The 15,884-nt window shown below is 43.5% G+C and carries 20 protein-coding genes; 13 read left to right on the top strand and 7 right to left on the bottom strand.

All coding sequences use genetic code 11. From position 1 onward, the window contains the following. The first annotated feature begins 2 nt into the window (after positions 1–2). From FZD51_RS00810 to FZD51_RS00790, 5 genes are all read left to right on the top strand, one after another. On the top strand, positions 3–572 hold the full coding sequence (locus FZD51_RS00810; protein WP_148973009.1) for a GNAT family N-acetyltransferase: 570 nt from the start codon (positions 3–5) through the stop codon (positions 570–572). After that, complete coding sequence (locus tag FZD51_RS00805) at positions 565–1,140, top strand: histidine phosphatase family protein (RefSeq protein WP_148973008.1); 576 nt, start codon at positions 565–567, stop codon at positions 1,138–1,140. The genes FZD51_RS00810 and FZD51_RS00805 overlap by 8 nt, the downstream gene beginning before the upstream one ends. Positions 1,141–1,196: 56 nt before the next feature. After that, the gene (locus FZD51_RS00800) at positions 1,197–1,397 is read left to right on the top strand and encodes a hypothetical protein (RefSeq protein WP_009793428.1); all 201 of its coding nucleotides are present in this window, start codon (positions 1,197–1,199) and stop codon (positions 1,395–1,397) included. Positions 1,398–1,636: 239 nt separating this feature from the next. Next, positions 1,637–3,250 (top strand): aminotransferase class V-fold PLP-dependent enzyme, encoded by a 1,614-nt coding sequence (locus tag FZD51_RS00795; protein WP_148973007.1) that lies wholly within the window; start codon positions 1,637–1,639, stop codon positions 3,248–3,250. Further along, positions 3,207–5,069 carry an LTA synthase family protein gene (locus FZD51_RS00790; protein WP_262380586.1) on the top strand — a complete coding sequence of 621 codons (1,863 nt, stop codon included), beginning with the start codon at positions 3,207–3,209 and terminating at the stop codon, positions 5,067–5,069. The genes FZD51_RS00795 and FZD51_RS00790 overlap by 44 nt, the downstream gene beginning before the upstream one ends. A gap of 17 nt (positions 5,070–5,086) precedes the next feature. On the opposite strand, the gene FZD51_RS00785 is transcribed toward FZD51_RS00790, so the two are convergent. Then, positions 5,087–5,944, bottom strand: coding sequence for a hypothetical protein (locus FZD51_RS00785; protein ID WP_148973006.1), 858 nt, complete (start codon positions 5,942–5,944; stop codon positions 5,087–5,089). 111 nt (positions 5,945–6,055) lie between these two features. Between FZD51_RS00785 and FZD51_RS00780 the strand changes: the two genes are divergently transcribed. After that, positions 6,056–6,535: an NUDIX hydrolase gene (locus FZD51_RS00780; protein WP_148973283.1), complete on the top strand. Its 480-nt coding sequence runs from the start codon at positions 6,056–6,058 to the stop codon at positions 6,533–6,535. Between the two features lie 292 nt (positions 6,536–6,827). Here the strand turns inward: FZD51_RS00780 and FZD51_RS00775 are convergent, their stop codons facing one another. Together FZD51_RS00775 and FZD51_RS00770 are read right to left on the bottom strand one after the other, a co-directional pair. Beyond that, positions 6,828–7,151, bottom strand: a complete 324-nt coding sequence (locus tag FZD51_RS00775; protein ID WP_009793433.1) for a hypothetical protein — start codon at positions 7,149–7,151, stop codon at positions 6,828–6,830. Between the two features lie 784 nt (positions 7,152–7,935). Then, positions 7,936–9,051: a serine hydrolase gene (locus FZD51_RS00770; protein WP_148973005.1), complete on the bottom strand. Its 1,116-nt coding sequence runs from the start codon at positions 9,049–9,051 to the stop codon at positions 7,936–7,938. Positions 9,052–9,177: 126 nt separating this feature from the next. Here FZD51_RS00770 and FZD51_RS00765 point away from each other — a divergent pair, with 126 nt between their 5' ends. The 3 genes from FZD51_RS00765 to FZD51_RS00755 all read left to right on the top strand — a co-directional run bounded on the left by FZD51_RS00765 (position 9,178) and on the right by FZD51_RS00755 (position 11,413). Next, a complete protein-coding gene (locus FZD51_RS00765) occupies positions 9,178–9,600 on the top strand; it encodes a cytidine deaminase (protein ID WP_148973004.1) in 423 nt (140 codons plus the stop codon). A gap of 200 nt (positions 9,601–9,800) precedes the next feature. Then, entirely contained in the window at positions 9,801–10,454 is a 654-nt protein-coding gene (locus tag FZD51_RS00760) for a prolyl hydroxylase family protein (protein WP_148973003.1), read from the top strand. Between the two features lie 182 nt (positions 10,455–10,636). Further along, positions 10,637–11,413 carry a sulfotransferase family 2 domain-containing protein gene (locus FZD51_RS00755; protein ID WP_148973002.1) on the top strand — a complete coding sequence of 259 codons (777 nt, stop codon included), beginning with the start codon at positions 10,637–10,639 and terminating at the stop codon, positions 11,411–11,413. A 51-nt stretch (positions 11,414–11,464) separates the two neighbouring features. Here FZD51_RS00755 and FZD51_RS00750 read toward each other — a convergent pair whose 3' ends face one another. The 4 genes from FZD51_RS00750 to FZD51_RS00735 form a co-directional block, all read right to left on the bottom strand. Then, positions 11,465–12,742: an FtsW/RodA/SpoVE family cell cycle protein gene (locus tag FZD51_RS00750; RefSeq protein WP_187445575.1), complete on the bottom strand. Its 1,278-nt coding sequence runs from the start codon at positions 12,740–12,742 to the stop codon at positions 11,465–11,467. Positions 12,743–12,746: 4 nt separating this feature from the next. Then, complete coding sequence (locus FZD51_RS00745) at positions 12,747–13,154, bottom strand: PadR family transcriptional regulator (RefSeq protein ID WP_148973282.1); 408 nt, start codon at positions 13,152–13,154, stop codon at positions 12,747–12,749. Further along, the gene (locus FZD51_RS00740) at positions 13,154–13,690 is read right to left on the bottom strand and encodes a sigma-70 family RNA polymerase sigma factor (protein WP_148973000.1); all 537 of its coding nucleotides are present in this window, start codon (positions 13,688–13,690) and stop codon (positions 13,154–13,156) included. Before FZD51_RS00740 ends, FZD51_RS00745 begins: the two co-directional genes overlap by 1 nt. Before the next feature lie 134 nt (positions 13,691–13,824). Beyond that, positions 13,825–14,013, bottom strand: coding sequence for a DUF4083 domain-containing protein (locus FZD51_RS00735; RefSeq protein ID WP_187445574.1), 189 nt, complete (start codon positions 14,011–14,013; stop codon positions 13,825–13,827). Between the two features lie 76 nt (positions 14,014–14,089). Between FZD51_RS00735 and FZD51_RS00730 the strand changes: the two genes are divergently transcribed. The 4 genes from FZD51_RS00730 (at position 14,090) to FZD51_RS00715 (ending at position 15,854) form a co-directional block, all read left to right on the top strand. Beyond that, on the top strand, positions 14,090–14,296 hold the full coding sequence (locus tag FZD51_RS00730) for a hypothetical protein (protein ID WP_148972998.1): 207 nt from the start codon (positions 14,090–14,092) through the stop codon (positions 14,294–14,296). A gap of 63 nt (positions 14,297–14,359) precedes the next feature. After that, positions 14,360–14,779 carry a VOC family protein gene (locus tag FZD51_RS00725; protein ID WP_148972997.1) on the top strand — a complete coding sequence of 140 codons (420 nt, stop codon included), beginning with the start codon at positions 14,360–14,362 and terminating at the stop codon, positions 14,777–14,779. 53 nt (positions 14,780–14,832) lie between these two features. Next, entirely contained in the window at positions 14,833–15,387 is a 555-nt protein-coding gene (locus tag FZD51_RS00720; RefSeq protein WP_148972996.1) for an AAA family ATPase, read from the top strand. Positions 15,388–15,404: 17 nt separating this feature from the next. Next, positions 15,405–15,854 carry an NUDIX hydrolase gene (locus tag FZD51_RS00715; RefSeq protein ID WP_148972995.1) on the top strand — a complete coding sequence of 150 codons (450 nt, stop codon included), beginning with the start codon at positions 15,405–15,407 and terminating at the stop codon, positions 15,852–15,854. Positions 15,855–15,884: the final 30 nt, after the last annotated feature.

Genomic DNA, 15,884 nt, shown 5'->3' with positions numbered 1-15,884 from the left:
GCATGAATACCAATAAAGACAAAATTCATCTGAAGAAAATGGAAACTAGAGAAGGGTGCCTGGCCGAAGCTGCAAGCCTGTATAATCTGGTCTGGAATAAAGAAGATCAATCTTTTCTGGAAAGACTGATGCGACATGGCAGCTATGATGGCTTCCAGGGGGAAATGGCGTTTGAGGGTGATGCCAGACTGGCAGGTTTCGTTTATGGCTATAACTCACAAAAGGGTCAATATTATAGAGGTTTGATTGAAAAGGAGCTTTCTGAAGAAGAGGCGCTGACTTGGCTGGAGGATTGCTTTGAAGTGGTGGAGCTGGCCGTCCATCCTGAAAGCAGAAAGCAGGGGATCGGCCGCCTTCTTGAACAAAGAATATTGGCGCAGCTGCCAAATAAGACAGCTATTCTCACAACTCAAAAGGATAACATCGCAGCCCGGCAGTTGTATTGGTCTCTTGGTTGGACAACAATAAAGGAATCCTTCTTTCCTGACCAGACAGGAACTGCCTACGTTATTATGGGGAAGAGACTCTCGCATAATAAGAGTCCAATAGGAGGTGGCAGTGTACATGACTGAAATCTGCCTTGTACGCCATGGCCAGACAGAATGGAATGCTGAAGGCAGGATCCAGGGAAGAACAGATATTGAGTTAAATGAGATGGGTGTCCGCCAGGCAGCAGCGTGCAGGGAACACCTTGCCAATGAAAATTGGGATATTATCATTTCCAGCCCTCTGCAAAGAGCCAGACAGACTGCAGAAATCATTAACCAAAATATCCAGAAGCCTTTGGTGTTAATGGAGGAATTTATTGAAAGAAGTTTTGGCAGAGCTGAAGGTCTTACAGCTGAGGAGAGGCACGCTCTTTTTCCAGACAGGGATTATCCAGAGATGGAAAGCAAAGAGGACCATCATATACGGCTCAAGGAAGGGCTTGATAAAATCAGCATGCTCTATAGCGGGAAAAGAGTTATCCTTGTTTCACACGGAGCATCCATAAATGCTCTGCTGGCACTGCTTTCTTCAGGCATGATCGGCTCAGGCAAAACGAAGCTTGAAAATGCCTGCTTATGCAACCTTAAATTGAATGAAAAAGGGTGGCTTGTAGAGTACTATAATGAATCTGGCCACTTAAAAGCACTTTAAACAAGAAGTTTTTTGAGAAATATGATATGGTATATTAAGGAAAAGGAGGGCGGAGGATGGGTAAAGTTTTCTTGTCTATTCTGCTGGTTCTGCTTGCTGCGGCAATTGTCAGCTTTGTTTCGGGATTCCATTCCGCCGGCTATTTATTCGGCTTTATGTTCGGCACATTTGCGATGGGGATAAGCTTTGTGTATTCTGCCAGGGATGATGACCGGTACAGGCCGAATTATCTGAACAACGGAGGCGGGAAGAAATAGACCGCTGTCATAAGCAAGTCCTGGAACCCGGATTTAAATAGGGTTCCTTTTTATTTTGCGGGTTTGCCATATTAATAGAAGGGCTAAAAGAAGAAATATGTTAGAAAATGAAACTTTTTACTCTTTTTAAACGTTAAATTATATATAGTATTACGAGGTAGTCTATACTTTAATTAACATATTATCCATTAGCTCAGCCAGTTAAACCGGATCATCATGTCTGACATAGGAGGTTAACCGTGGAAAGTTTAACGTATAAGCTTGCCAGTGAGCAGAGCGAGTTTGAACAAATCCATCAGCTTAATTATCAAACATTTGTAGAGGAAATTCCGCAGCACAGCAAAAATGATGAAAATGAATTGATTGATAAATTTCATCAGGAAAATACATATATGATTGCCAAAAAAGGAGAGGAAGTGGTAGGTATGATTGCCATCCGTGCCAAAAGGCCATTTTCTCTCGACTATAAGCTTGAGTCACTTGATGACTGCCTCCCCGTAAAGGGAACAGCTTGCGAGGTGCGTCTGTTATCGATCAAGAAAGAATACAGAAGCAGCCGCGTTTTTTATCATTTATGCGAAAGGCTTGTACAGTTCTGTCTTGAAAAAGGGTATACGATGGCCCTTATTTCCGGTACGGTCCGGCAGCTGAAACTGTACAGGCGGATCGGCTTTATTCCCTTTGGCCCTTTAACAGGGGAAGAGGGGGCGCAATTTCAGCCCATGTACTTAACAAAGGAAAACTTTGAACGCTCGACTAAAGCTTTTATCCGCCTAATGAAGAAAAAGACTAAGCCTGCTAAGAGGATTTCTTTGCTGCCAGGGCCTGTTTCAATCCATCCGGAGGCTGAAAAAGCATTCAGAGAGCCTGCCATATCCCACCGAAGCGAAGAGTTTAAAAAAGAACTTCATCAACTCCGCAGCAGTCTATGCCACATGACCGGGGCTGCTCATGCAGAAGTTGTCGTCGGGACAGGAACCCTTTCCAATGACCTTGTTGCTGCACAGCTATCCTGCATACCGGGAACAGGGCTGATTCTGGCGAATGGCGAATTTGGCTTCCGGCTGATTGACCATGCAAAAAGGCAGGGGCTATCTTTTCAATCTATTGAAAAAGAATGGAATGAGCCGATCCATTTATATGAGATTGAACAGGCAATCAACTCCAGCTCTTCGATCAGCTGGATTTGGACTGTTCACTGTGAAACTTCGACAGGCTATTTATATGATTTAGATTCACTAAAGGAGCTATGCGGCAGCCTTGGGATTAAGCTTTGTGTGGATGCCTGCAGCTCGGCAGGTACAGTGCCCCTTGATCTGAAGGAAATCTATCTTGCATCAGCGGTCAGCGGAAAAGGATTTGGATCATATCCAGGCCTGGCGATTGTTTTTCACAGGGAGAGGATTCTGGGCGGCAATCATATACCAAGATATTTGGACTTGAAAATGTATCAGGACCATGAAAGCATCCCTTATACCCACTCTTCCAATCTCGTCACTGCGCTTAACAAAGCTTGCGGTCTCATTGATTATGAAAAAACATCAAGGATTGGAGAGCAGGCAAGGGAAAGGATGGAGGCAAACGGGTGGATAGTTCTTGGGGATGAGAGCTATTCTCCCGGCATCATCACAATACTCGTGCCAGAAACTATATCAAGCAAAAAAATAGGTGATTATTGCAAAAGTAAAGGTGTGCTGATCAGCTATGAAAGTGACTATCTGCTGAAAAGAAATTGGATTCAGGCCGCTTTCATGGGGAGCATAAGCGAGCAAGAAGCAGCAGAGGCATTGAAGATCCTGGAGCAGGCTTTTGAAATACAGAACGAAAAACGGTATCAATATGAAACAGTTTAAAAAATTGACGCCGGTATGGGTAGCCGTTTTCTTTATGTGGCTCAAAACAGCTGCAGTATCTTTCATCGGCTTTAATCTGCATGCTGCAAGCCTGCTTGAAGTAATGCTGCTCACAATTTCGCCATTGGGGCTGCTGATGCTTTTGATCGGGGGCGGCCTATTTTGGAAAAAGAAAGTGAAGCCTGCTGGAATATGGCTGATAATGCTGGTCTTGACGGGCATCCTTTATTCAGATCTTTTATATTACCGTTTTTACACTGATTTCGTCACGGTGCCGATTCTTTTCCAATTCAAAAACGTCGGTGGCCTGGGACCGAGCACCCTGGAACTGATCAGTCCCTGGGATTTGCTGCTTTTCATTGATTTGCTATTGTATTTTCTTTTAATCAGGAAAAAGAAGCTGACAAAAATGACGGTGACCGGAAAAACGGCATGGCAGTATGGTGGTGCCTGCATCGCTCTTTTTCTCTTGACTGGGGCGATCGGGCTTGTAAATGCGCCGCATCTTTTCACAGAATCATACAACCGCCCTCAGCTTGTCAAAAATATTGGACTGTATCCGTATCATCTTTATGATATTGGATCAGCTGCATCATATCCCCTGCAAAAAGCATTTGCGGATGCATCTGATGCCAAGGCTTCTGCCGAGTACGTAAACGGCAGGACAGCGGAGCCTTCCGATTATTTCGGAGCTGCCGAAGGAATGAATGTTGTCCTCATCAGCATGGAATCGACCCAGGGCTTCGTCCTTAATCAAAAGGTAAAGGGTGAAGAAATAACCCCATTCCTTAATTCGCTGGCAAAGGATAGCTTTTATTTCAATAATCTATATGACCAGACCGCACAGGGGAAAACATCTGATTCAGAATTCATGGTCGATAACGGATTGTATCCCCTGTCGAGCGGATCGGCTTTTGTCCGGAAATTCGAGAATACATACAAAAGCCTGCCGCATATTTTGAAAGGTGAAGAAGGCTACAAGGCTGCGGTCCTGCATGGAAACGAGCCCACCTTCTGGAACAGGGAAGTTATGTATAAGTCTCTTGGTTATGACCGTTTCTTCTCTAAAGGCGATTATGAAGTGACAGAGGAAAATTCAGTGAATTATGGGATCAAGGACATACCGTTCTTCCAGCAGTCAATTCCGCACTTAAAGAGCCTTGAAAAGCCGTACTACACCCGCTTCATCACATTAACGAACCACTTTCCATTCCTGCTCGAGGAAGAGGACCGGCTTATTCCTGAGGCTGAGACAAGCGAGATGGTGGTAAACCGCTATGTCACAACAGTCAGATACCAGGATGAAGCGATCAAGACCTTCTTCCAGGAAATGAAAGACAGTGGAGAATACGATAATACGATGTTTGTGCTGTACGGAGATCATTACGGCATTTCAGACAAATATGAACATGGTGTGCTGGAGCTTTTGCGGCAGGAAGATACTCTTGTTAACAGGATGAAGCTGCAGAAGATCCCGCTGATCATCCATATTCCGGGGCAAGAGGGGAAGGTTATATCAACAATTGGCGGCGAAATCGATATAAGAGCAACTCTCCTCCATTTGCTTGGCATCAATCCCGAAGATCATTACAGCTTCAGCCGCAATCTTTTTGCCCGCAATCCCGATCAGCCAGTTGTTTTCCGGGATGGAAGCTTCATTGCTGAAGACTATCTTTATAAAAGCGGCAGCTGCCTGAAAATAGACTCCGGTGAAGAAGCAGCTGTCAGCAAGTGCGAACCTTATCTGGAAACAGCCAGAAAAGAGCTTGGTATGTCCGATGATGTTGTGAATGGAGACCTGATGAGATTCTTGAAGTAAGAGCAACGAAATCACTTTCAGATTGGAAGTGATTTTTTGCTCTCCAGCCAGATCTGCACCTGTTCCAGAAAATCTGTCTTGCACCAGGCGATGATCGCTTTTTCTTCTCCCAGCCGTTGGATCTGGCTTTGAAAAAATAAGTCCCCAATATAGTAGCCAAATCTGCTGAACCCGAATGATTGGCCGCCTCTGATGGAAAACCATTCTCTGAATACCTCTTCATGCTGCAGCTTTTTGAAATCTCCATAGAACTTTCTTATGATTTCATTGGTGTGGGACTTGGCGAAGGATAACCAGGCATCTCCTTGATCATTGAAGCTGAAATAGGCGGAGGAGGGAAGGCCTGGAGCAATTTTTCGCGAAAAATGGATGGCGGCGCCTTCCTGGTTAAGCCAGATCAGGGGATGATTCCATGGAACGCTTTTCCAGTCCATTCCGGCCTGATCACTGAGAATATTTTGTGCAGCATGGCCGAATTCATGGGAAACGATGGCTTTTAAATGTTCCTTATCATCGGTCAGCTGCTCCAGAGCAAAAGTAATATTCGGGATGATTTGCCGCCAAGTATAGGCATTTGACCCATAAATGCCGGCAATCAGGCTGACTTCAATTGGAAACTCGACTCCATAAGCTGTTTTGAAACGTGTGCCCGTCTCGTGAATAATGGGAATAATGTTTTCCTGCACTCTTTGAATATGGCTTTTTTTAGACTCTAGCTGCTCAATGCTTTTTGGTATGCGTTCTTCATGATTCCGGCAGTGATACTGAAAATACTGTGCAAAAATATCAGGATACTGTCGATGGTATTCCTTGAAAGAATCAGCGGAAAGATGTTCTGTTTCGAGAAATAAAGGAATTGTATTGGTGATTTTCATAACAAGGTCCTCCTGCTTTTTTTTCAATATAACATAGAGGGGATCTCTCCTGTGGGAGTATTTTACAATAAAACAGCTTTAAGAAACAAAAACCATGAATGGGGGGCACTAATGGGCTATATAGAAGATTTAAGGAAGATTGTTGGCCACAGGCCGCTTATTCTGACAGGCAGTGTTGGGATATTGGTTAATAAGAGGGGACAGCTGCTGCTTCAGCAGAGGGTGTTTCCGGCAGGATCGTGGGGCCTGCCTGGCGGGCTGATGGAACTTGGGGAGTCTGCAGAAGAAACATGCAGGCGGGAGATATGGGAAGAAACAGGCCTGACAGCCGGTTCTCTAAAGCTGATTAATGTTTATTCGGGAAAGAATTATTTGGTGACGGCCGAAAATGGAGATCAATTTTACGCAGTCACTATTGCCTATTTTACTGAAGCGTTTAGTGGTGAGATGAAAATGGATCCACAGGAATCGATGAATATTAAATTTTACCACCCAGATGAGTTTCCGGAGAAAATGGTGGGCAGCCACAAAGTAATCATAGAAGATTATATATGTAATTTCTATAAAAAGGAAAAATACGCGAAAGAATAATTGCTGTATCTGACAGCTCGATTAAGGAAACAGGATTAAAACAGGCGTAAGAATCAGCAGCCTTGTAATAAATTCAAACATAAACTCCAGCCCCCTTTAAAGGATTGTCCCTGCACCTGGCTCCTCCTTCGCCAAATGCCATGGCAGCCACGCATGCTGCCCCCGCTGATTTCTATATTAATAGGGAAATATTAAGCTGGTATTTATGTTTTGTTATAAATGGTTAAGAAGAGAGCAAAGAGCTCATGGATCCCAAAAAAAAAGGACTCTGCCAGTCCTTTTTAGGCCTTCATTAGATGTCCTGTTCCTCCAGTTCTATCTCCATCCGGGTCTGTGGGAATCCATTGGCTACCCATTCTGCCCTTAAGGCTGAGTCATACTGGGTGAGTCCTTTTTCAGCATCCACTTTATCGGCATCCACACTTTCAATCTGGTCAATCCTCTCACTGTTCCGCATGCTCGTGTCTTCTATGACGCCGTCTTTGATTGTGTATGAAAAGGTACTTGTATTTGTGGCAGATTCTTCGCTGCGCTTCTTCATTGCCGCAATGGCCAGTGCAGCTCCGCCAGCAGATAGCAGGATTCCTGCAGCCATGTTCATTGTCGACTTTTTCATGGTCATTCCCTCCGGTATTTCAAATTTTTATAGAGTAAGTAATCTATTCATTTTATTCCCCGTTTTTGTTACTTTAAAAAGCATTTTATTTACAATTTGATTAAATTTATTTCTCTGGCTTCTGGGACGATTGAAAAGGGTTCGGAAATGTCGACCCTCAAACGAAATAAAGAAAGGGGAATTTTAGTGGTTTGAATTTAGGGCGATAAGGTAAGACCTTGATTTCTCTGAAAACAGTAACAGCGGAAGAAAGGAGTGAGCTGGGACTACTGTTTGATTGGAAAAACTATAATAATGGTTGCAGCGAGGTGAGCTGGGCCCGCTATTTCGCTGAAAAACTAAAATAATGGTTCCAGCGGAGAGGGCTAGGACCGCTATTTCACTGGAAAACTACAATAATGGTTGCAGCGAGGTGAGCTGGGACCGCTATTTCGCTGAAAAACTAAAATAATGGTTCCAGCAGAGAGAGCTCTGACCGCTATTTCTCTTAAAAAGAAAAATAATGGTTCCAGTAGAGAGAGCTATGACCGCTATTTCTCTTAAGATACAAAATAATGGTTCCAGCAGAGAGAGCTATGACCGCTATTTCTCTTAAAATACAAAATAATGGTTCCAGCAGAGAGAGCTAGAACCGCTATTTCTCTTAAAATACAAAATAATGGTTCCAGCGGAGAAAGCTAGGACCGCTATTTCTCTTAAAAAGCAAAATAATGGTTCCAGCGGAGAGAGCTAGAACCGCTATTTCTCAATTAAAAATAATAAGCGGCCACAGGCGAATAAATTGTTAGTTCAGGTATTTTAGTTCTTGACGCACTTTTTCCCTGAAATCTTCATCCTTCAGCAGCTTCAGCTGGAAGCTGTTCATATTGCGTGACAGTTTTTTCTGCTCTATGGGACTCAGGTTGTTTGAGAGAAAAGTGATTTCAGTTTGATTGTTATCTTTATCTGTAGCATACATGGCCATTGTAAGGACAAAAGCAGTAGAGCCGCCTTTCTGGCCTGCATGCAAAAGCCATTCCTGATTGCGGGGGTCTTCCATCAGCTGTTCGAGAACCGGGTCAAGACGTGTATGTATGTCTTCTGCCAGGTAAGTTTTACTGTTGAATTTTTCCATAAGAGAAGCATAATCTGCAGCCGTTGATCTCGGGAGCCTGTCAGACCAGATTTGCTGAAAGTCCATGTCTAGCTTTTTGAGGAGCTGGGACTTTTCTTCAGTTGTAGGGGGAGCGGACTGCCAGGATCTGTGAATGTCAATTGCCATATCGCGGTATTCCTGTAAAGGCATTTCCTTTAGCTTGGTTAGTGCTTCTTTTTTTGACAGATGATTTTCTTCCATAAGTTTCATTGGAATGAATAAGGAACTGGCCAGCGGGTACAGCGGTTCATGATTTTCTAAATTCATGCTTTCCAGATTAGAGTTGATTTGGTGGAGTCCAAGCATTTCAATTAAATAATCTGTGTTCGCATTCGAGCTGTAAGCAAGCATGCCTTTCGCCACCTGCTGCAGTGAAACACTATTCCCTTTTAATTCAGAGAGCCATGCTTCATGGGCGCCGCCGTCTGTTTTCGGCACATAGTATTTTTCAAGCTCCTTCAGACTGACTTGCTGTTCAGGATTTATTTTTCCTGCAGCTGCCTGCTTGGCGAATTCTAACGCCACAATATATTTGACTGTGCTTGCCAAAGGCAGGCTTGTTTCAGGATTGATATTGGCAATTTCCTCCTGATTGTATTTTATAACGAGTGCAGCATTTTTTGTTTTTGCCTTCTCTTTTATAAAAGAGACAAGATAGGCGGGTTCTTCATTTTTTAAATTCTTCCAATACATCCAAACTCCAATTCCAAATAATGCAGCTGCCAGCAGCACAACTCCAGCAAGTATCCATAAAATAATTTTCATTCTTTAACCTCCTGTTCTACTTTACGGAAATAAGCCTGTAATGTTTCAATTTTTTTGCAAAATAGAAAATTCCGCTTGTTTAAGATAAAATAGAATCAGTGAATGTTATTTGAGGTGAGAGGGCCCATGATTAAGACAAATTGTCTTGATGAAAGAGATTATGAACTGATACACGCCGCTGAGGAAGTCATCAAAAAAAACTACCGTTATGGACGGCACCATATCGGTTCTGCTGTCAGGTCATCGTCAGGCAATATCTTTGCAGCCGTCCATGTGGAGGCAAATGTAGGAAGGGTCACGGTTTGCGGGGAAGCGATGGCGATGGGGAAGGCTATTTCTGAAGGAGAGCATGAAATCAAGACGATTGTGGCTGTCGCCCATGCCCATCCTCACGAAGATATGGAAGATTGCTGGGTGGTCGCTCCATGCGGGATGTGCCGGGAACTGATCAGCGACTATGGAAAGGAAACGGATGTTATTCTCTCTTATCAGGGGAAACTCGTTAAATGCAATGTAATGGAGCTGCTGCCGGAAAAGTATGGAGTATAGAGTTGCCTGAAAGAATGCTATTTTGTCTAATTCAGCAATAAAATGATAGAAATTCTTTTATCCTCAGTGTAATATTAAGATGAAATTCAACGAATTTCGTGATTGGATCCCGATCACCAGCATTCCCATTTAAGCGGTTCCAGGTTTTGATTTATCAAATATTTCAGAAATTTAAAAATTGAATAAGAGGACGATGAAAGTTGAAAATAGATGCTAATGAAACACATGTAAAAGAACAGACTATTTTTGATCATATTGGTAACAAGATTCAAACGGAAGATAGAGAGATTCATATCATTGCCAAATTAGAGGAACCGCTAATTGTGATTTTAGGGAATGTGCTGAGCGATGAGGAATGTGAAGGTTTGATCCGGATGTCCGAGGATAAGCTGAAGCGTTCAAAAATCGGCAACACCCGCACGGAGGACGATATCAGGACGAGCAGCAGCATGTTTTTTGAAGAAGGCGAAAATGAGCTGGTGGCAAGAATTGAAAGAAGGCTGTCGCAAATCATGAACATTCCTGTGGAACATGGGGAAGGACTGCAGATGCTGAACTATCACATCGGCCAGGAATATAAGGCTCATTTTGATTTTTTCTCATCATCCAGCAGGGCGGCAAGCAATCCGAGGATCAGCACGCTTGTTATGTATCTGAATGATGTTGAGGAAGGCGGGGAAACCTATTTTCCTAAGCTGAACTTTTCGGTGAACCCGCAAAAAGGCTCTGCCGTTTATTTTGAATACTTCTATGATAATCAGGATTTAAACGATCTGACTCTCCATGGAGGGGCGCCTGTAATCAAAGGAAGCAAGTGGGCAGCCACCCAGTGGATGAGAAGGAAGAAGCTGTAAAACAATGAAATTGGTCCTGTCGTGGCATAAGGACTGCACCCATACATGTATCAAAATGAGAAAGCAATCTAAGCTTTCTCATTTTTTTATGGATAATTCTATTAATAACCGGGTTTTCGTCCAATCGCAGGGCGGCCGGCCTGCATTTATTAGTATAAAAAGAGGGAGGCAGAAGGATTCTTATGAATAAAAAAGAACAAAAGGTGAAGGATGTCCTCACCAACTCCAGGCCGCCTTTATTCGAGCAGGATTTTCCGATCATTTTTTTCTGGAGCCCGAAAAGCGGATGTACTTCGTTGATAAAGTGGTTTTATTACCAGATCGGAAAGCTTGATGAGGCGCTGAAACATAATCCATGGGTTCATACCTACAGGCTGCAGGTTTACCAGAAGCAGCCCAAGTATTTGTATCGTATAGCAGAACAGCTCCTTTTTAATAAAAAGGAATCCTATAAACTGGTCCGCAATCCTTATACAAGAGCGGTAAGTTCATATCTTGCCGCTATTTATAATGAAACATTGCTGGATCAGATCGCTCCCGGAGCAAAGGGTACCGGGATTTCCTTCAAAGAGTTTTTATATAAAGTTAAGGAAATCGGAGCTGATAATCCTAAGCTTGATCCCCACATTGCCCAGCAGTATATCAAGGATGAAGAGCTGTTTGTCAAAAATCATATCCGCCTGGAGAACTTTACTGAAGAAATACGTAATCTTGAGCAGAAATTTAAGCTGCAGAACTCGCCTTTGCATGAATTCGTAAAATCTCCCCACCATCTTACACAAGCGATGCAAAGCAATGGCCGGCAAACATTCTCTGATGTTAAATTTTCCAGGCAGACAATTAAAACGCCTCTCCCTGATTACACTGATTTCTATAATGAGGAAACAAAAAAGCTGGTCCAGGAGCTTTTTAAAAACGACTTCATCCACTATGGCTATGATGTGGAGCGAATAAAATAATCTTTCTTTAAATGGAAAAAGACTTCCGGAAAAGAAGTCTTTTTTTCAGTATTATTTGCTGGCAGCGGCAGTGAAATCCTTTCGCCTGTAGACGCTGAGGGCGAAGCCTATGACAAAAGCATTAAGGATTGCCGGTGTAAGGCCATAGCTTATGAACGGCAATGGCATAGAGATGATTGGGAGGACCCCTAATGTCATCCCGATATTATAAAGAAACTGGACAGAATAGAGGGCGATTGCCCCTGTGACAAGCTGTTTGCCGTAAGGGTCTTTAATCTGTCCGCCGACAGATACCATCCTGGCCAAAAGAAGGGCAAGAATGACAATTAACAGGCCAGCCATCAGCCATCCGTAAAAATAGGTGATATTAACAAAGGCATAATCGGAATGCAAATTTGGAATGGATGCTGTTTTTTCCGGATTGCCAAGCCAGCCGCCTTCAGCCAGCATTTCTTTTATCTTAATATACATAAATCCCGAAGTCTCTGAGTATTCTTTTGGGTTAAGAAAAGCGAATATGCGGACTTTTTGATACTCGTTGCTTGTGAACCACGCTAATATGCCCAATAAGACTAGGATGCCTCCGACAGAAGATGTGGTTGCGATGATGGTTTTCCGTGTTACAGCGCTTCTGGTAAACAATATCATGACAAGGAAGCCGTACATCATGGCAATCGGGAAGCCCGGCAAGGATAAGAATAGAAATAAAGTAATAGCAAATATAAGCCAGCCTATCCATAGATTTGGTTTTTCTTTTGAAAAAAAGCTTGCCCAGAAAAGGTAGAATAATGGCAATATTGACATTCCGCCGAATGCTCCAATTCCAGGGATCCTGTAATAGGGAAAACCGTTTACAGAGATAGATAAAGGAGACACCGGCAAAAGGATCAAGTATAAAATGCCTGCTATCAGGAAAGGCCAGCTCCATTTGTGCAATTTCCTATAGTCAAAAAGCATGGCAGCAAGTGCAACGAGCAAACCAAGAATAATATAGACAATTTGATTGCCTATAAAGTTTCCATCATATTCGTTATTAACACTCAACAATGGAAGCAGCCCCATCCCAAAAGCCGCAGCCAGCAGCCCTATCAGCAGCCAATCCACCCTCGGCTTATGTATTTTGTTCAGCTGCATCCCAAGCTCCGCCGGGCTGCCCATTTGCAGGACTGCCTTTTCTTCCGCATCTGTTTCTTCGATTCCCTCTGCCATCAGCTCTATTTTCGTTTCCTGGAGATGGTGCTCCAGCTCTTTATGGATAAAAGCCTTGGCTTCTTTGGATTTTATATGCTTTTTGACCTCCGAGAGGAAGTCGTCTTTCTCAGCTGCCACTATTTCAGCCCTCCCATAATTCCTGCAGGGCCGTACGCCTGCCGGCCGATTTTTTCTCTGACTGCTCCAGGAGTTTCCTGCCCCTGTCATTCAGCTGGTAGTATTTGCGTGAATCCTGCCAGCTGGACTGAAGATAGTTTTTCCGTTCCAGCCTGTGCAGCAGGGCATAGAGGAAGCCTTCGTTTTTTTCAAAGTTAGAAATTCCCCTTGCGATGATGCTTCTGGTCAATTCAAAGCCTGTCTTTTCATGGACAAGCAGCTGCAGGACAGCAAGGATAACATCTTCATCACTTTTTATCTGAAGATTCCTTGCTTTTGCCTTTATTTCTTCACGGCTTTTGCCGGTAAATGACAGGTCCTGGAAAACGGAATTTTCCATCGCTTTTTTTAATCTCTTCAAGCGCTCTTCCATCATAGCTCCTCCAGTCTTTCTTTTAATAGCTGCTTTGCCCGCTTTAGGTGCGTCTTGATTGTATTTTGGTTGATGCCAGTGACGGCCGCTATTTCCTTCATGCTCATCTCCTCGAAATAATGCAGGTAAATGACTTCTCGGTAGTGGTCCGGCAGGTTCATGACTGCCGCTGCGAGCTGTGAATCATCATCTTTTTTAATGACGGCTGCCTCGACTTCATCCTTCATGCCGCTGCCCGATTTTGCCTGTTCCTCTGAAAGGATGATATGGCGTTTGTGCCAGCTTCTGAGATAGTCTTTGCAATGATTGACGGCAATCCGCCAAAGCCATGTTTTCAGCATCGATTTTCGGTTATATTGATGGAGGTTTTTATAGCATTTAATGAAGATTTCCTGTGTCAGATCCTCTGCCACATCTTTTTGCTTCACATATGTATAGGCAAGCTGGAGAATATCCTGGCCATAAAGCTGCATAATCTGGTCGATGGCTGCTTCCCTGTCCATTGCCAATAATATTTCTGATAAAGTTTCTTCCACGGTTCTTTGCTCCCTTCCAACCATTAGACGGGGCACCCGCTGTTCAGGTTTGTGTTTTTTATAAAAAGTTTCAATTCATTTTAGCTTTTAACAGGAGAATAAGAAAACCCCCCGGATCAGGAGGGCATAGATAATTATTCATCTTTTTCCAGCTTTTTCAGCAATCTGATGATTTCATCCAGCTTGGCGTGCAGCTCCTGATCAGAAGAATAGGAGGCAGCCGAACGGGACACCATCCTCCGCATAAACAGGGTAAAAGAAAATACACCCAGCAAAGTCAGTAAAACAATGATTATCAAAATCAGCCAATCTCCCAGATACATACTATACCTCCAATACTGTTCCGACGACATAAGGGAAATTATGGTATAATACTATCAGTCAGCAGGAGGGATTGCAATGTTCAAACATATACAGCCTTTTCAGATTATTATCGGGTATTTTATGTCACTAGTTTCTTTTTCGGTGGCATACAGCAGCTATGCTGAAGGAAGAACTGCCTCGTTTTATTTGTTTCTGATCGGTGGAGTCCTGATCATCATTCTTCATACGGCAGCCTGGATATCAATTTCATCCAGAAAAAAGGCAAATAATGCAGCAGAATAAAAAGGGATCCTGCTTCTGCATGGAGAATCTTTGTATATACTGAATTTTCCAGGAGGGATTCTTATGAGCAAAAAGATTTGGAGAGTAGGTACTACTTATATTCCGGTTAAGGATGTCCAGGCATCTGCAGATTGGTATGCCGGAAAGCTCGGTGCAGAGCTGAACTATATTGATGAAGACAAAGCTATCCTTAATTTGGCGAACCAGAGCTTTTTCCTTGTTAAAGCAGCAGAATCACAAACTAGTAATTTCACAGATGCTTCGGGAGCGGAAAGGTTTTCTCTGACGTTTGAAGTGGATGGGCAGGCTGCCCTTGAAGCGGTTCATCAGGAGTTCAGTGAACAGGGAGTCCATACAGGCGAGATCGAGGAGAGGGGACATGCTGGCAGGAACTTTGTGTTCAGGGATCCGGACGGCAATCTGTTCGATGTATGGAGCGAGCTGAGTCCTTCATTCAAGGAGAAATTCATGGTATCGCAGTAAAAGGGCCTCCTGGTCCTTTTTTTGTCTGATTTTACGAGTGGGGAGCTGAAACTGTGAAACGAACTGTAATCATGACCGTCGGGAAGACACACAGCGGAAAAAGCACATTTGCGGGAGAATTGAAGAAAGAGCTGAAAGGCTCTTTTGTGATGGACCAGGATAACCACGCGGCATTTATCCATACATATTATGAAGCTCTTCAGCCTGTAAGCGGGCCTAATACCCTAAAGCACGGGCTGTCAAAATATATTGTCGAGTATGCAAAAGAAAATACCAGCCTGCATATGATCATCTGCAATTCTAATCTCAGCAGGAAAGACAGGGACTATCTGTTGAATGAACTATTTCCAAGTGAAGATTTCTTCCGGATTATGGTTCACTTCCAAATCCCGGATTCCATTCTGGAAGCAAGAGCTGCAGAAAGCACCAGGAACACTAATATTTTCAGGAGTGCAGCCACCTTTAAAGAGGTGCTGGAGTTTCAGCAGGCTGCCCGTAAGGAAGACCCCGCCGAAGATGAGGCAGATTACCTTTTTGTTATAAAAAATAATGAAGAGGCTGGTTCTGTCATTAGAGAAATTGTAAAGCTTACTGAACAATTTAATTGATGGGGAAGGAGAAAGAAATGAGAATCTGCGGCAGGGCAGTTATTGTAAAAGATGGTAAAGTGGCACTCATTAAGCGGATTCGGGAAAGTGAAGAATATTATGTGTTCCCCGGCGGAGGGGCAGAGCCTGGAGAGCTGCCTGAGGAGGCAGCAGCACGTGAAGTCCTTGAAGAACTGGGGATGGAAGTGAAGGTTGGCAGACTGCTGGTCCGCCATGATTATAATGGACCGCAATATTTTTATTTTGCAGAGATGATGGCTGGTATTTTTGGGAGCGGGACAGGAGAAGAATTCGATCTGGCAAGGGGCCGCGGCACATATGAGCCGCTTTGGGTGGATATTGGTTTATTGGCAGATTTGCCTGTAAGACCGGCTGAAGCGGCAAAACTGGTTAGGGAAATGCGGTTTTTTAAAATTGAAAGCATGCCCGGTGACCATTCAACCGATCCCCAAACACCTCTAAAATAGCAGACTTAAGGTATAATTTATAACAAATAC

It is taken from the genome of Bacillus infantis, assembly GCF_008180445.1.
GTDB classification, from domain to species: domain Bacteria; phylum Bacillota; class Bacilli; order Bacillales; family Cytobacillaceae; genus Bacillus_AB; species Bacillus_AB infantis_B.
Note: the sequence above shows the minus strand (reverse complement) of the source record. Positions and strands in the feature narration are given on the sequence as shown.

What these genes read in the sequence shown, in the direction of transcription:
- FZD51_RS00810 (WP_148973009.1), top strand. Translation starts at nt 3, where the DNA reads ATGAATACCAATAAAGACAAAATTCATCTGAAGAAAATGGAAACTAGA.
- FZD51_RS00805 (WP_148973008.1), top strand. Translation starts at nt 565, where the DNA reads ATGACTGAAATCTGCCTTGTACGCCATGGCCAGACAGAATGGAATGCT.
- FZD51_RS00800 (WP_009793428.1), top strand. Translation starts at nt 1,197, where the DNA reads ATGGGTAAAGTTTTCTTGTCTATTCTGCTGGTTCTGCTTGCTGCGGCA.
- FZD51_RS00785 (WP_148973006.1), bottom strand. Translation starts at nt 5,944, where the DNA reads ATGAAAATCACCAATACAATTCCTTTATTTCTCGAAACAGAACATCTT.
- FZD51_RS00780 (WP_148973283.1), top strand. Translation starts at nt 6,056, where the DNA reads ATGGGCTATATAGAAGATTTAAGGAAGATTGTTGGCCACAGGCCGCTT.
- FZD51_RS00775 (WP_009793433.1), bottom strand. Translation starts at nt 7,151, where the DNA reads ATGAAAAAGTCGACAATGAACATGGCTGCAGGAATCCTGCTATCTGCT.
- FZD51_RS00770 (WP_148973005.1), bottom strand. Translation starts at nt 9,051, where the DNA reads ATGAAAATTATTTTATGGATACTTGCTGGAGTTGTGCTGCTGGCAGCT.
- FZD51_RS00765 (WP_148973004.1), top strand. Translation starts at nt 9,178, where the DNA reads ATGATTAAGACAAATTGTCTTGATGAAAGAGATTATGAACTGATACAC.
- FZD51_RS00755 (WP_148973002.1), top strand. Translation starts at nt 10,637, where the DNA reads ATGAATAAAAAAGAACAAAAGGTGAAGGATGTCCTCACCAACTCCAGG.
- FZD51_RS00745 (WP_148973282.1), bottom strand. Translation starts at nt 13,154, where the DNA reads ATGGAAGAGCGCTTGAAGAGATTAAAAAAAGCGATGGAAAATTCCGTT.
- FZD51_RS00735 (WP_187445574.1), bottom strand. Translation starts at nt 14,013, where the DNA reads ATGTATCTGGGAGATTGGCTGATTTTGATAATCATTGTTTTACTGACT.
- FZD51_RS00730 (WP_148972998.1), top strand. Translation starts at nt 14,090, where the DNA reads ATGTTCAAACATATACAGCCTTTTCAGATTATTATCGGGTATTTTATG.
- FZD51_RS00725 (WP_148972997.1), top strand. Translation starts at nt 14,360, where the DNA reads ATGAGCAAAAAGATTTGGAGAGTAGGTACTACTTATATTCCGGTTAAG.
- FZD51_RS00715 (WP_148972995.1), top strand. Translation starts at nt 15,405, where the DNA reads ATGAGAATCTGCGGCAGGGCAGTTATTGTAAAAGATGGTAAAGTGGCA.